The following is a 12,532-nucleotide window of genomic DNA, read 5'->3' as shown; positions in this document are numbered from 1 at the left end:
TCATGCGCGATCAAAGCACTTCGGCAAGGAAGTGCTTCAGACGCGTACTTTTCGGCGTGTCAAAGATCGCGGCAGGCGTGCCGACCTCGATGACGCGGCCTTCATCCATGAAGGCGACCTGATCGGCGACTTTGCGGGCAAAGCCCATTTCATGCGTCACCACGACCATTGTCATGCCGCGCCGGCCGAGGTCCGCCATCAGGTTGAGAACGCCCTTCACCAGTTCGGGATCGAGAGCGCTCGTCACCTCGTCAAACAGGATGACCTCCGGGTCCATTGCCAGCGCACGGGCGATTGCCACACGCTGCTGCTGTCCGCCGGAAAGACCGCCGGGACGATGGTGTTTGCGGGCGGCAAGGCCAACATCAGCCAGGCGCGCCTCGGCGATGCGCTCGGCCTCCTGCACCGGAATGCCCTTGATCTTGGTCAGCGACAGCATGACGTTTTCCAAGGCCGTGTGATCGGGAAACAGATTGAAATGCTGGAAAACCATGCCGACACGCCGGCGCAGTTTTTCAGGCTTCATTGCCAGTATGCTCGCGCCATCGAGCAGCACGTCCCCGCCTTTGGGTTCGACCAGGCGATTGAGGCAGCGCAGCAGGGTCGACTTGCCCGACCCTGAGGGGCCGATGACACAGGTGACCGTCCCCGGTTTGACCTTCAGGCTGACCCCCTTGAGGACATCGAGATTGCCATAGGCCATGTCGAGACCGGTGATGGTGAGACTGCCGCCCTTGAAGCGGGGAAGCGCAGTGTTGCCTTCAGGGCCGGCCTCGGAGCGCGGGCGGCTGATGGCGCTCTCCAGTTCGCTCACTTCGGCGAGGCCGCTGGTGACGAGGCCGGCCTTTTGCTTTCCGACGCGCAGCGAATTGTCGATGTAATTGACCACATGGGTCAGCGGCACGGTGATGACGAGATAGAAAACACCGGCCAGAAGCAATGGAGAGAGGTTTCCGGTGACCACCGCCTGGTCCTGACCGACGCGGAAAATCTCGCGCTCCGACGCGAGCAGACCGAGAAAGTAGACAAGGCTCGAATCCTTGACGTTGCCGATGAACTGGTTGACCAGGGCCGGCAAGACGCGGCGGATGCCTTGCGGTATCACAATCAGGCGCATGCCTTGGCCGTAGCTCATGCTGAGCGCCCGGCAGGCCTCCATCTGCCCGCGCTCGACGCTCTGGATGCCCGAGCGGAAGATTTCGCCGATATAGGCGCCGGCGATCAGGCTGAGGGCGAGAATGCCAAGCGGATAGGGCGAAGGGCCAAAGATTTCACGGCCGATGCGGGCAAAGCCCTGGCCTATCAGCAGAATCGTGACGATCGCCGGAAGGCCACGGAAAATATCCGTGTAGACCCGGGCGGGAATGCGCAGCCAACGCGATTGCGAGATGCCCATGACTGCCAGGATCATGCCAAGAATGACACCCAGCACCGTGGACGCGGCCGCAAGGATCAAGGTGTTCTTCAATCCGATGGTGATCATGCTGGGCAGCACGTCCGCCATGGCCTGCCAGTCGAGGAAACTGCGCCGCAAGTTTTCAAGCCAGTCCATTCGCCCGCCTTTCGGTTGCGCTGTCCGCATCGTCCGCCATCAAGCGCGGAAGCGTAAGGTCCGGCCGCCGACTTTTGTGCCGGCGGCCGGGTGCGGTTACTTCTTGGGGAGATACTGGTCAGGCATCGGCGAACCGGGGAACCACTTCTCGTAGAGCGTCTTCCAGGTTCCGTCCTGCATGGCCGCGTGAAGGGCGGTGTTCAAGGCGCCACGGAACTTGTCATTGCCCTTGCGCACCACGAAGCCGGCCGGGGCATCGAAGGACGGGATGTTGATTGCGATCTTCAGGCCGGGATAGCGCTCGCCATACTGCTTGGCGGCCTCATAATCGAGGAAATGCGCGTCGACGGTTCCATTGTTGAGTGCTGAAACGGCGGAGTTGTTGTCGGGGAATTTGACAAGATCGGTTCCGACAAAGTTCTTCGCCGCGTAGATTTCCTGGAGCGTCCCCTGCACGACGCCGAGGCGCTTGCCCTTGAGCCCGTCGGCCGACGTGATCGCCTTGTCCGAGGTAAGCACAGAAAGATAGCCCGCAAGATACCCGTCTGAAAAATCGACGGTCTTCTTGCGCGCTTCCGTCGTGCCGATCGCCGCGACCGCGACGTCGAAGCGTCCGTTCGCAACCGAAGGCATCAGCGCCGAGAATTCCTGACCGGTGAAGATCACCTGGTCCGGCTTGAATCCAAGGCGGCTGGCGACGTTGCGGAACAATTCGATGTCGAAGCCGGTGAACGTGCCATCCGCCTGGGTGAAAGCGTAGGGTTTGGCATCGCCCATCGTCCCAACGGAAATGACTTTCGCATCAATAAGACCATAGGGATTGTCATCTGCGGCGGCTCCCGAAGCCAATCCGGCGCCGATGCCCATGGCCAAAAGAGCCACCACACCAATCCGGATCGGTGACATCAACGACTTGAGAATTCCTGTCCTGCTCATGTCTTCTCTCCACTCTGAAGGTCTGTTCTTGTTGGTATTTATGTCGAGCCCGCGCTTGACATCGCCCGCCACCGCGACCGCTGCATGTGCAAGACGTCCCGTTACGCGTACCGGCTCGCAATTTTCTTCAAAGAGACCGGTCTCTTATTGATTGAGACCGGTCTCTTTGATAATCGTTATCGCCAGATTGACCTTCCGTCAACAACTCTTGTAGTCGTTCATCCGATGAAAAGAACCGCGCCCAAGACCCCGTCGATAACGGTGAGCGATGTCGCCCGGGCGGCAAACGTATCAAAAGCGACAGCCGCGCGCGTGCTCGGCGGATACGGCGTCGTCAGCGATACGATCCGCGCGGACGTCATGGCCGCGGCCAAGGCGCTGGACTACCGTCCGAACGAGTTGGCTCGCAGCATGACGACCGGCCGGTCCGGCATCATCGGGGTGGTTGTCGGCGACATCGAGAACCCGTTCTTCAGCCTCGCGGTGCGCGGCATCAGCGATGCGGCAAGGGCAGCCGGGTTCAACGTCATTCTGGCCAATTCCGGCGAGAGAATCGACGTTGAGAAGGCAGCCGTGCGGCTGTTGATCGGCAAGCGCGTCGACGGGCTGATCGTCACGCCATCGGAATCGCGTGACATCTCGCACTTGCGCGACATCCATCGTTCAGGCCGGCCGCTTGCCTTGCTTGACAGGGCGCTGCCCGATCTGGACGTCGATACAGTCACGGTCGACGATCGCGGCATCGCCATGCGGGCGACCCGCATTCTTGTGGATGCCGGACACCGCAACATCGCCTATGTGACCGCGGTCGACGCCGAAGGGCATGAGTACCGCGATCTCGGACAGATCTACACCTCGTCGGTTCGCGAGCGCATCGACGGGTTCCTCACAGTGTGCCGGGATGCCGGGATCGATCGGCCAGAACGCTATGTTCGGCTTGGTGCAACAAGCCCCGCCGAAACGCGCAGGGTGGCCGACGCGGTGCTGACCGGGCCAGATCGGCCGACGGCAATCCTTGCATCCGACAGCGTCATAGCGCTGGAGATATTCAAGGTGATCCGCCAACGCGGCTTGCGGGTTCCCGAGGACATTTCGCTGATCACCTTCCATGATGCGGACTGGACGAGCGTGACAACGCCACCCATTACCGTCATCGACCAGCCCGTCTACGCGCTTGGCAAGAGTGTCGCGGAATTGCTCATCCGGCGGTTGAAGGGAGATCCGCGCCCTGCGGAAAGGCTCATTCTGCCAACATCGATCTTCGAGCGCGGGTCGGTTGGCCCGCCCTCGAACGCCATCGTCAAGCGCGCGTAGCTGCGGCTCAGGCTTGGCCGAGTGCCGCCAGACAGTCGCGCAATGGGCCTGCGTCCTGCGCCGTCTTGGCCATTGACATGGCGCCGGAATAGCTGGCGACGGCAAGTGCCGCAAAATGCTGGGGATCGATGCCTTGCTCCCTGCCCTCCTGCTGGTCGGCTTTGATCTTGTCGGCGATCGCCTGGCGCCAGGCCGCGAAGATGCCGGCAAGGGCAGCGCGGAAATCCGGATCGGCGAGCGACAGTTCATGCGCCAGATTGTTGAGCGGGCAGCCGCGCACGAAACCCTGCTGCTCGAGTTCCGCCGCGACAGCCTCGAACACGGCCCGCACCCCTTCGCGCGCCGAAGCCGCCGTCTTTACCGGCGCGATCCATGTCGCCTCGACCGCTGCCGCCACGCGCTCTTCGATCACCGCCATCGCCAGCGCCTTCTTGGTCGGGAAGTGATGATGCAGCGCGCCGCCGCTGACCTTAGCCGCCGCCATCAGGTCGCCGAGGCTGGACGCGTGATAGCCGCGCGCCTGAAACGCGGCCTCGGCCACATCGAGCACTTTCCGGCGCATACCTTCGGGGTCGTTGACGCGGTTTCTTGGCCTTGGGCCTGGTCGATTGGTCATCTCTGCTGACATTGCGCGACAATAGCAAGTTGACAAAACAGGACAACCGGTTTGTTTATAAACAGGATGATCACCCTGTTTTTGGAGACTGCCGATGAACCTGCCCCGGAACGCCGCTCCGCAGGCCGCAATGCTTGCCTCACCCGTCGTCGAGTTGAGGCAGTACACCTTGAACCCAGGGCAGCGCGAAACGCTGATTGCCCTCTTTGACCGGGAATTCATCGAGAGCCAGGAGGCGACTGGAATGACTGTCATCGGCCAGTTCAGCGATCTGGACCGTCCGGACATGTTCGTCTGGCTGCGCGGCTTCGACAGCATGGATGTCCGCAAGGAGGCGCTGGCCGCCTTCTACGACGGCCGGGTCTGGACAGCGCACCGCGACGCGGCCAATGCGACGATGATCGATTCCGACGATGTGCTGTTGCTGAAGCCGGCATGGCCGGGCGCAGGCTTCGACCTGTCAAGGCTTCAGCGGCCGGCTTCTGCCGAGCAGGAAAACTCCAGCAATGAGAACCGTTTGGGCGGTATTGTTGTCATCCGGATTCATCATTTGCGATCGGAAGCAGAGACCGAATTCGCCAGTCGCTTCGCGGTGGAGGCGGCACCCATGATGAAGGCGCACGGCGTACGCCTGCTCGCCGCCTTTGTCACGGAACATGCTCAAAACAGTTTTCCGCGGCTGCCGGTGCGGGCCAGCGAAAACGTCTTCCTTTCCATCGCCCGGTTCGACGGCACCGAGGCGCATGCAAGCCAGGAAGCCGCCCTCGCCGCCGCGCCGGCATGGCAGGCCTTCTGGCAAACCGCTCATCTTGATCTGGCCAAACCAATCGAGACCTTGCGGCTGTCGCCCACGTCGCGATCCCTGGTCGGGCGTTAGAGCAATTCCAGGAAACGTGTGAACGGTTTTCCGTCCGGAATTGCGTCAAAACGAAGATTTAGAGCAGTCCGCCGTTTCCGCGAAACGGTGAACTGCTCTAGGCTTCGAATGCCTCGATGATGGCCCGAGCGACAAAGGCCGGGTTCTCCCAATGCGGGTTGTGGCCACATGCCTCGGCACGCAAGAGGCGTGCCCCCGCCAAGCAACGCCACAGCGCCTGCTGGTGCGCCTCACCGAACAGCGGGTCGCACCCGCCGGCGATTATCAGCGTTGGGGTTCGCACTCCCTGAGCCGCACTGGTCAGGTCGGCGCGGCAAATCTCCTCCAGGATGGCGCGCCAGCGCGCCGCGGGCATGGCCGATGCGTCATTCGCCAGGCCGGCGAGAAACGCCTGGGGCACGCCGGGCCGGCAGGCATGCCACCAGTCATAGAACGGGTCGGTCGGCGATATCGGGTCGCGCAGGGCCTGCACACCCGCGACCAGTGGATGATCCGATGCGAAATCGGGCTTCAACGTGCCGGCCATGACCACCAGTCCGCCGATGAGTTCCTTGTACCGCGCAGCCAAGGCGATGGCCACCATGGCGCCCAACGAATGGCCGACGACAACAGGCTGATCGAGTTGCAAATGCCGGATCAGGGCCGCAATGTCATCGGCGAAGTCGGCGATGCCGAAGCCCTTGCCCGGCGACGACGCGCCATGGCCGCGTAGATCGAGCATGATCAGCCGGCGGCCGGCCAGATGCGGCGCCAGGAGCGAAAAGCTGCGGCTGGTGTCGGTGAAGCCGTGCACCAGAACCAGCGCCGGCTCGGCGCCCGAGATCTCGACATAGGCGATCTCCAGGCCGGCTGGATTGATGAATTGCTTGCGATCGGCCCAGGCGTCCTGCTCCGCCCAGGCATCCGGGGCCGCTTCCAGCGTGACCGATGTCACAGGCCGAGCTTCTCCTTGACCGCGGCAAGGCCGGGCTTGCCGTCGAAGGTGGTGACGCCGGCGAGCCAGGCGTCGAGGCGGCCCTTGTTCGCCGTGATCGCCTTCAGCGCCCCGTCCTCCGGCTTCATGCCGTCATTGATGAGGTAACCCATGCCGACATTCTCGAAATCGATGTCGAAGGCGAGGTTTTTGAGGAACTGCGCGACATTGGGGCACTGCTGCAGATAGCCCTTGCGCACCTGCGTCGTCACCGTCGCGGCGCCGAAATTCGGGCCGAAGAACTTGTCGCCGCCGGTCAGATATTTGAAATCATACATGGTGTTCATCGGATGCGGGGCCCAGCCCTGGAAGACGATGAACTGCTTTTCCTTGATCTCATAGCCGACCTCGGAAAGCATGCCGGCCTCGCTCGACTCGACCACGTGCCAGCCATCGAGACCGAGCGATGGATCGGCGATGGCGTCCATCATCAACTGGTTGGAACCGGGCTCGATGCCGTACATCTTCTTGCCGAACTTGTCGGCGAATTTGTGCAGGTCGGCGAAGTCCTTGACACCGGCATCCCAGACATAGGTCGGAACGGCGAAGGTGTATTTTGCGCCCTCGAGATTGACGCGGACATTCTCGACCGAGCCATCCTTCTTGTAGGGCTCGTAATAGGTGACCATGGCCGGATCCCAGTAGCCGAGGAACAGGTCCAGATCGTTGTTCTTCATGCCTTCGTAGATGACGTTGATGCCGAGCACCGAGCTTTGCGGCTGGTAGCCGAGCGCATCGAGCAGGACGTTGGCGACGCCGGTGGTGAAGGCAAGATCGTTCCAGCCCGGTTCGGCCATGCGGACCGCCCTGCACTGCTCGGCCTCGGCTGCCTGAGCCGCATGAACACCCAGCGTCAGGGCTGCAATACAGACGCCATTTGCAAGCATGCGGACCATTTAGATTCTCCTCGTCATCAGTGATTTTGACCAATTGGTCTTTTTATTGTCCCGCCGGTCAATTCTTGATCTGCACGGACGAAAATGTCAACGTGGATTCGCAATGCCTGGATGGAAGCCGTGAAACTCAAGCGTCTCAGCGACATACGCCGCAAGGAGTTGCGGCAGGCCGCCTTCGCGGTGCTGGAGCGCGAAGGCATTGCGGGTGCTACCCTGGAAAAGGTGGCCGCCCATGCCGGCGCCTCCAAGGGCATCGTGCTGCACTATTTCCGCAACAAGCAGGAATTGTTCGAGCATGCGATGCGGGAGGCCAACGCCGTGCTACGCGACGCCGTGGTCGCCCGGCTTCGCCAGGCGCGCACGCCGATGGAGCGGCTCGATGCGGTGATCGACGGCAATTTCGAGGAACATCTGTTCCTGCCGCCTCTTTGCCATGCCTGGCTTTCGCTGTGCGCCGAGGTGCCGCGCGACGAGAAGCTGGCGCGTATCCAGAAGGTGCTGCACGCGCGTATGCGTTCGAACTTGTTGTCCGGCCTGCACGGCCTTGCCTTGCCCGGCGAAGCCGACGAAATCGCGCTTGGCGTCACCGCGCTGATCGACGGGCTTTGGCTGCGGCTCGGCCTGGAACCAGGCAGCGTCTCGCGCGAACAGGCGATCCGCCAGGTCAAGGATTTCGTCGCCGCGCGCCTGGCCATGCACCAGCCTGCGACCGTCGGCGCGTAGACCTGCCCTGGCTGCCAGCTGGCCGTACTTGTCCCATCCGAGCATCGGCAGCCGGAGAACGCAGCTAATCCGCTGGGCCGCATCGGCCGCCCGGACGACCTCGCCGGCATGGCGGTTTATCTCGCCAGCGACGAGGCGGCCTGGACGAGCGGTGGCATTTTCGCGATCGACGGCGGGTACACGGCGGGGTGAGCTACCCGGCCGCTAGGCGCCGACAATTTCAGTGGCGACGCTTTCCAGAAATCCAAGAGCCTCTATCGCCTCCAGGATCTGGTTGCGAACCCAGCGATGAGGCGGCTCGTCGTCGTGGCGCGCGTGCCAGTACATCCTGACTTCAGGAACAGCAATGGGAAGTGGCGGTTCAAAGATGACGAGGGGCAAAGTCTTCGCGGCCCAAACCGCGAACTGCCTAGGAACCGCGGCGAGGTAGTTTCCGTTTGCCACTGCCAATGCGACAGCCTGAAAGTGCGGCAGCGCCAGGCTTACACGACGCGTTCGCCCGATCTTGCGAAGCGCCTCGTCGGTGGAGCCCGACATCGAGCCATCGATAGAGCGAAGGACGTGCGGCAACTCGCAGAAAAGCTGGATCGGCAGAGGCTCGCCTTCCGCGATCCCCGCCTGCCTGATCGCAGCGTTGTCGTCCGCGGCGATGACAGCGAATGGTGAATGGAACAGGGGCGTGCTTGAGACCCAGTCGGAGACCTCCAGCGGACGCTCGAGCGCTGCGTCGATTTCATCGTCCTGAAGCAGCCGCGAAACGTCGCCACGAGCACTGTCCAGAAAGCGGAACGACACGCGAGGCGCTATCACAGCGATGCGTGCCGCCAGAAACGGCATCAGCAGCATGGAGAAGAAGTCTGCCCCCATGAGCGTGAAGGTTCGGTCGAGTTCCGCCGGTTCGAAGTTTCTTGACGACTGGAAGACACGTTCGATTTCGCGAAGTGCCGCGCGCAACGGCTCCGCAAGGCTCTCGGCGCGCGGCGTCGGCATCATTTCATTGCCGCGTCGCACGAACAACTGGTCGTTGAGGATATACCGCAAGCGATTGAGCGCAGCGCTGACGGCTGGCTGGCTGAGGCCGATCTGCTCGCCGGCACGCGTGACGCTTCTTTCCCGCAGGAGTGCGTCGAATACCTTGATGAGATTGAGGTCGAGCGCGTTCAAATTCATCAGATCAATTCGCCCCATACGATCATTCGATTTCCGTTGCCGGCATGTCTTTGGTTAGGTCGTCGTCGGCACAGCCCAGTCGGCACAGGCAACAGAAGGATCAGACAGCCATGACAATGACCCCCGGGACCATCACAGGCAAGGAACTCCTCTGGTTCAACAACACGCTTGTCGCGATCCACGTCTCATCGACCGCTGGAGAAGACGGCATCTGCGTCGTCGAGCATCGCATGCCTTACGGCGACTCTCCGCCGCTGCATGTGCATCGTCGGGAAGACGAAGTGTTTCACATCCTGAACGGAAGATTGCGCTTTCAGATCGACGGCCGCGAACGCATCGCGGACGCCGGCGAAACCGTCATTGCACCGAAAGGCCTCCCGCACACCTACCGGGTTGAGTCGCGCGAAGGGGCGAACACCCTGACCATCACACGCGGTGCGGATTTCGAAACGCTTCTGCGTCAGGCGGGCCGCCCCGCCAAACAGCCGGAGTTGCCGCCGCAAATGGAACCGACGCCGGAACTCATCGCGGCACTGGTGCAGCTCTGCGCAAAGAATGGCATCGACGTTGTTGGTCCGCCGCTAGAGCAGGATGATTTCAGGTCGAATCGACCTGAAATCTGAATCTGCCTCTAACTCAAAGAGATAGAGGCGGATGTCATCCGAAAACCGCTTCACACTTTTCGGCATCATGCGCTGGCCCGATTGGTCGTTCAGGACATTGACCTCGGCAAGCCGACGCGCGCCTCCGCACTCTTTCCTTACGGGAGAAGGCGGAGGCGTTCCTTCAACCGATTTGCATCCGTCTCGCGCGCAATCTCCGCTTGAAGCCATTTGTGCAACGCGATACGCCGTTGCCGACTTCGACAAGGAGAGACCCGTGACCGCTGCAAAGACCAGAACCGAAACCGATACGTTCGGCCCCATCGAGGTTGCCGCCGACCGTTATTGGGGCGCCCAGGCGCAGCGTTCCCTGGGTAATTTCAAGATCGGCTGGGAAAAGCAGCCGGCTTCGATCGTGCGTGCGCTGGGAGTGGTCAAGCGCGCCGCGGCCGAAGTGAACATGGAGATGAAGCGGCTCGATCCGGTCGTCGGCAAGGCGATCGTCGACGCCGCCCAGGAAGTGATCGACGGCAAGCTCAATGATCATTTCCCGCTGGTGGTCTGGCAGACCGGCTCGGGCACGCAGTCCAACATGAACGCCAATGAGGTGATCTCCAACCGGGCGGTCGAGATGCTGGGCGGGGCGATGGGCTCGAAGAAGCCGGTGCACCCAAACGACCACGTCAATATGAGCCAGTCGTCGAACGACACCTATCCGACGGCCATGCATATCGCCTGCGCAGAGCAGGTCGTCCATCATCTCATCCCGGCGCTGCATCATCTGCACAAGGCGCTGGACGCCAAGGCCCGGGCCTTCAATCACATCATCAAGATCGGCCGCACCCATACGCAGGATGCCACGCCGCTGACGCTGGGCCAGGAATTTTCCGGCTATGCGGCGCAGGTCGCCTCCTCGATCAAGCGCATCGAAATGACGCTGCCCGGCCTGCAGGAACTGGCGCAAGGCGGCACCGCCGTCGGCACCGGCCTTAACGCGCCAGTCGGTTTTGCCGAAAAGGTGGCCGATCGCATCGCCGCCATCACCGGCATCGCTTTCGTCACCGCGCCGAACAAGTTCGAGGCGCTCGCGGCACATGATTCCATGGTGTTCTCGCACGGCGCCATCAACGCGGCGGCGGCAGCACTCTTCAAGATCGCCAACGACATCCGCTTCCTCGGTTCAGGCCCGCGCTCGGGCCTCGGCGAATTGTCGCTGCCGGAAAACGAACCCGGCTCCTCGATCATGCCGGGCAAGGTCAATCCGACCCAGTGCGAGGCGATGACGCAGGTCTGCGTACAGGTGTTCGGCAACAATGCGGCGCTGACCTTCGCCGGCAGCCAGGGCCATTTCGAGCTCAATGTCTACAATCCGCTGATGGCCTACAATTTCCTGCAGTCGGTGCAGTTGCTTGCCGATGCATCGGTCTCCTTCACCGACAATTGCGTCGTCGGCATCGTCGCGCGGGAGGACAATATACGTGAATCACTGAACCGCTCGCTGATGCTGGTGACGGCGCTGGCGCCTACCATCGGCTACGACAACGCCGCCAAGATCGCCAAGACGGCGCATAAGAACGGCACCACGCTGCGCGAGGAAGCGCTGGCCACGGGGCTGGTCAGCGAGGCCGATTATGACCGGCTGGTGCGCCCGGAGGACATGACGCATCCGGGGTAAGGTGCTTTTCGGCGGGAGAATTTACTCCCGCCCCCGCATCACCCGATACGAATTTCGCGCTTTTTCGCCGTTCACGGAAACGGATAACCTGTGAACAATGTGTCGCCGCATCAGCGGCTTTGGTGAACAGTCGGCATCGTCTATCTCAGGGTCATTCAACCCATTCGGAGAGACACCATGTCCATCAACACTTCCGCCGCAGGCGCCGGCACCGCGTCCAACAGCTCTGTCACCATCCTGCTTGGCCGCATCCTGCTCGCGGTCATTTTCCTGCTTTCCGGTTTCGGCAAGCTCACCGCCATTTCCGGCACCGCTGCCTACTTTGGCGGCCTCGGCCTGCCCGCTCCGACCGCAACGGCTGTGGTCGTTGGCCTGATTGAACTGCTCGGCGGCCTCGCCATCCTCGTCGGTTTCCAGACCCGTGTCGCTGCCTGGGTGCTCGCGATCTTCACCGTCGCCACCGGGCTGGTCGCCCATACCGGCTGGGCCGACCAGATGCAGATGATCCAGTTCCTCAAGAACCTCGCCATCACCGGCGGCTTCCTGCTGCTGGCCTCATCGGGCGCGGGCGCCTATTCGATCGACGCCAAGCGCGGCTGAACCTTCCCTCCCAAGCCTCGACAAAGCGGCGCGGAATTTTCCGCGCCGCTTTTTCGTTGTCTGGAATAGCCGGTCCGGTTTCGGCGGAGGCCTCACAGGCGTAGACTTCGGGCAGCCGGCTCGAGCCCAGAGGGCGCCGGCAAGGGAGGTGGCCATGACCCGCGATGCATTGCTTCTGGTTTCGCGACTGCTGTTTGCCGTGCTGTTCGTACCATCCGGCTTCCAGGCGCTCGCCAACATTGCCGGCACATCCGATTATTTTGCCGGCCTCGGCCTGCCGCTGCCGACGCTCGCCGCCTGGGGCACGGGCCTGTTCGAGCTGATCGCCGGCTTGCTGATCCTCATCGGGTTTCAGACCCGGATCGTGGCGCTGCTTTTGGCGGCCTTCTGCGTCGTTGCCGGCTTCATCGGCCATCACGGCCAAGGGGCCGGCGATGCGATGCTCGCCTTCCTGCACCAGCAGATGCTGATGAAGGACATTGCGATATCAGGCGGCTTCCTGGCGCTGGCCATGGCCGGCGCCGGCGCCTGGTCGGCGGACGGGCGCGGTTTCGCTATCGGTGCTGACGTAACCTGAGCCTCAGTCAGCAAGAACGCC

General features: G+C 62.3%; 14 protein-coding genes. 8 read left to right on the top strand and 6 right to left on the bottom strand.

What is annotated here, in order from left to right; all coding sequences use genetic code 11:
* Positions 1 to 10: 10 nt before the first annotated feature.
* Positions 11 to 1,552, bottom strand: coding sequence for an amino acid ABC transporter permease/ATP-binding protein (locus tag ACVILI_RS15910; protein ID WP_038646006.1), 1,542 nt, complete (start codon positions 1,550 to 1,552; stop codon positions 11 to 13).
* 96 nt (positions 1,553 to 1,648) lie between these two features.
* Positions 1,649 to 2,488: an ABC transporter substrate-binding protein gene (locus tag ACVILI_RS15905; RefSeq protein WP_027046697.1), complete on the bottom strand. Its 840-nt coding sequence runs from the start codon at positions 2,486 to 2,488 to the stop codon at positions 1,649 to 1,651.
* Between the two features lie 225 nt (positions 2,489 to 2,713).
* Between ACVILI_RS15905 and ACVILI_RS15900 the strand changes: the two genes are divergently transcribed.
* Positions 2,714 to 3,802 (top strand): LacI family DNA-binding transcriptional regulator, encoded by a 1,089-nt coding sequence (locus tag ACVILI_RS15900; RefSeq protein WP_019857412.1) that lies wholly within the window; start codon positions 2,714 to 2,716, stop codon positions 3,800 to 3,802.
* A 7-nt stretch (positions 3,803 to 3,809) separates the two neighbouring features.
* Here the strand turns inward: ACVILI_RS15900 and ACVILI_RS15895 are convergent, their stop codons facing one another.
* Complete coding sequence (locus ACVILI_RS15895; protein ID WP_240564734.1) at positions 3,810 to 4,364, bottom strand: TetR/AcrR family transcriptional regulator; 555 nt, start codon at positions 4,362 to 4,364, stop codon at positions 3,810 to 3,812.
* A 148-nt stretch (positions 4,365 to 4,512) separates the two neighbouring features.
* Here ACVILI_RS15895 and ACVILI_RS15890 point away from each other — a divergent pair, with 148 nt between their 5' ends.
* Complete coding sequence (locus tag ACVILI_RS15890; RefSeq protein WP_019857410.1) at positions 4,513 to 5,295, top strand: NIPSNAP family protein; 783 nt, start codon at positions 4,513 to 4,515, stop codon at positions 5,293 to 5,295.
* Between the two features lie 97 nt (positions 5,296 to 5,392).
* On the opposite strand, the gene ACVILI_RS15885 is transcribed toward ACVILI_RS15890, so the two are convergent.
* Both ACVILI_RS15885 and choX read right to left on the bottom strand, forming a co-directional pair.
* The gene (locus ACVILI_RS15885; protein WP_051726772.1) at positions 5,393 to 6,229 is read right to left on the bottom strand and encodes an alpha/beta fold hydrolase; all 837 of its coding nucleotides are present in this window, start codon (positions 6,227 to 6,229) and stop codon (positions 5,393 to 5,395) included.
* Positions 6,226 to 7,164, bottom strand: a complete 939-nt coding sequence (gene choX / locus ACVILI_RS15880) for a choline ABC transporter substrate-binding protein (protein WP_019857408.1) — start codon at positions 7,162 to 7,164, stop codon at positions 6,226 to 6,228. The genes ACVILI_RS15885 and choX overlap by 4 nt, the downstream gene beginning before the upstream one ends.
* A gap of 84 nt (positions 7,165 to 7,248) precedes the next feature.
* On the opposite strand from choX, the gene betI reads away from it, so the two are divergent.
* On the top strand, positions 7,249 to 7,887 hold the full coding sequence (gene betI / locus ACVILI_RS15875) for a choline-binding transcriptional repressor BetI (RefSeq protein WP_020628828.1): 639 nt from the start codon (positions 7,249 to 7,251) through the stop codon (positions 7,885 to 7,887).
* A gap of 108 nt (positions 7,888 to 7,995) precedes the next feature.
* The gene (locus ACVILI_RS15870; RefSeq protein WP_245307261.1) at positions 7,996 to 8,079 is read left to right on the top strand and encodes a hypothetical protein; all 84 of its coding nucleotides are present in this window, start codon (positions 7,996 to 7,998) and stop codon (positions 8,077 to 8,079) included.
* A gap of 12 nt (positions 8,080 to 8,091) precedes the next feature.
* On the opposite strand, the gene ACVILI_RS15865 is transcribed toward ACVILI_RS15870, so the two are convergent.
* Positions 8,092 to 9,057, bottom strand: a complete 966-nt coding sequence (locus ACVILI_RS15865) for a LysR family transcriptional regulator (RefSeq protein ID WP_019857406.1) — start codon at positions 9,055 to 9,057, stop codon at positions 8,092 to 8,094.
* Positions 9,058 to 9,167: 110 nt separating this feature from the next.
* Between ACVILI_RS15865 and ACVILI_RS15860 the strand changes: the two genes are divergently transcribed.
* The 4 genes from ACVILI_RS15860 (at position 9,168) to ACVILI_RS15845 (ending at position 12,511) form a co-directional block, all read left to right on the top strand.
* A complete protein-coding gene (locus ACVILI_RS15860; protein WP_051112825.1) occupies positions 9,168 to 9,680 on the top strand; it encodes a cupin domain-containing protein in 513 nt (170 codons plus the stop codon).
* Between the two features lie 256 nt (positions 9,681 to 9,936).
* Entirely contained in the window at positions 9,937 to 11,334 is a 1,398-nt protein-coding gene (gene fumC / locus ACVILI_RS15855) for a class II fumarate hydratase (RefSeq protein ID WP_038646004.1), read from the top strand.
* A gap of 177 nt (positions 11,335 to 11,511) precedes the next feature.
* The gene (locus ACVILI_RS15850; protein WP_019857403.1) at positions 11,512 to 11,934 is read left to right on the top strand and encodes a DoxX family protein; all 423 of its coding nucleotides are present in this window, start codon (positions 11,512 to 11,514) and stop codon (positions 11,932 to 11,934) included.
* A gap of 154 nt (positions 11,935 to 12,088) precedes the next feature.
* Positions 12,089 to 12,511, top strand: coding sequence for a DoxX family protein (locus ACVILI_RS15845; RefSeq protein ID WP_038646000.1), 423 nt, complete (start codon positions 12,089 to 12,091; stop codon positions 12,509 to 12,511).
* The last annotated feature ends 21 nt before the right edge of the window (positions 12,512 to 12,532 follow it).

Source organism: Mesorhizobium sp. USDA 4775 (genome assembly GCF_054062655.1).
This window is presented reverse-complemented; position numbering and strand designations above follow the sequence as displayed.

What these genes read in the sequence shown, in the direction of transcription:
- ACVILI_RS15910 (WP_038646006.1), bottom strand. Translation starts at nt 1,552, where the DNA reads ATGGACTGGCTTGAAAACTTGCGGCGCAGTTTCCTCGACTGGCAGGCC.
- ACVILI_RS15905 (WP_027046697.1), bottom strand. Translation starts at nt 2,488, where the DNA reads ATGAGCAGGACAGGAATTCTCAAGTCGTTGATGTCACCGATCCGGATT.
- ACVILI_RS15900 (WP_019857412.1), top strand. Translation starts at nt 2,714, where the DNA reads ATGAAAAGAACCGCGCCCAAGACCCCGTCGATAACGGTGAGCGATGTC.
- ACVILI_RS15895 (WP_240564734.1), bottom strand. Translation starts at nt 4,364, where the DNA reads ATGCGCCGGAAAGTGCTCGATGTGGCCGAGGCCGCGTTTCAGGCGCGC.
- ACVILI_RS15890 (WP_019857410.1), top strand. Translation starts at nt 4,513, where the DNA reads ATGAACCTGCCCCGGAACGCCGCTCCGCAGGCCGCAATGCTTGCCTCA.
- choX (WP_019857408.1), bottom strand. Translation starts at nt 7,164, where the DNA reads ATGGTCCGCATGCTTGCAAATGGCGTCTGTATTGCAGCCCTGACGCTG.
- betI (WP_020628828.1), top strand. Translation starts at nt 7,249, where the DNA reads ATGTCAACGTGGATTCGCAATGCCTGGATGGAAGCCGTGAAACTCAAG.
- ACVILI_RS15870 (WP_245307261.1), top strand. Translation starts at nt 7,996, where the DNA reads ATGGCGGTTTATCTCGCCAGCGACGAGGCGGCCTGGACGAGCGGTGGC.
- ACVILI_RS15865 (WP_019857406.1), bottom strand. Translation starts at nt 9,057, where the DNA reads ATGAATTTGAACGCGCTCGACCTCAATCTCATCAAGGTATTCGACGCA.
- ACVILI_RS15860 (WP_051112825.1), top strand. Translation starts at nt 9,168, where the DNA reads ATGACAATGACCCCCGGGACCATCACAGGCAAGGAACTCCTCTGGTTC.
- ACVILI_RS15850 (WP_019857403.1), top strand. Translation starts at nt 11,512, where the DNA reads ATGTCCATCAACACTTCCGCCGCAGGCGCCGGCACCGCGTCCAACAGC.
- ACVILI_RS15845 (WP_038646000.1), top strand. Translation starts at nt 12,089, where the DNA reads ATGACCCGCGATGCATTGCTTCTGGTTTCGCGACTGCTGTTTGCCGTG.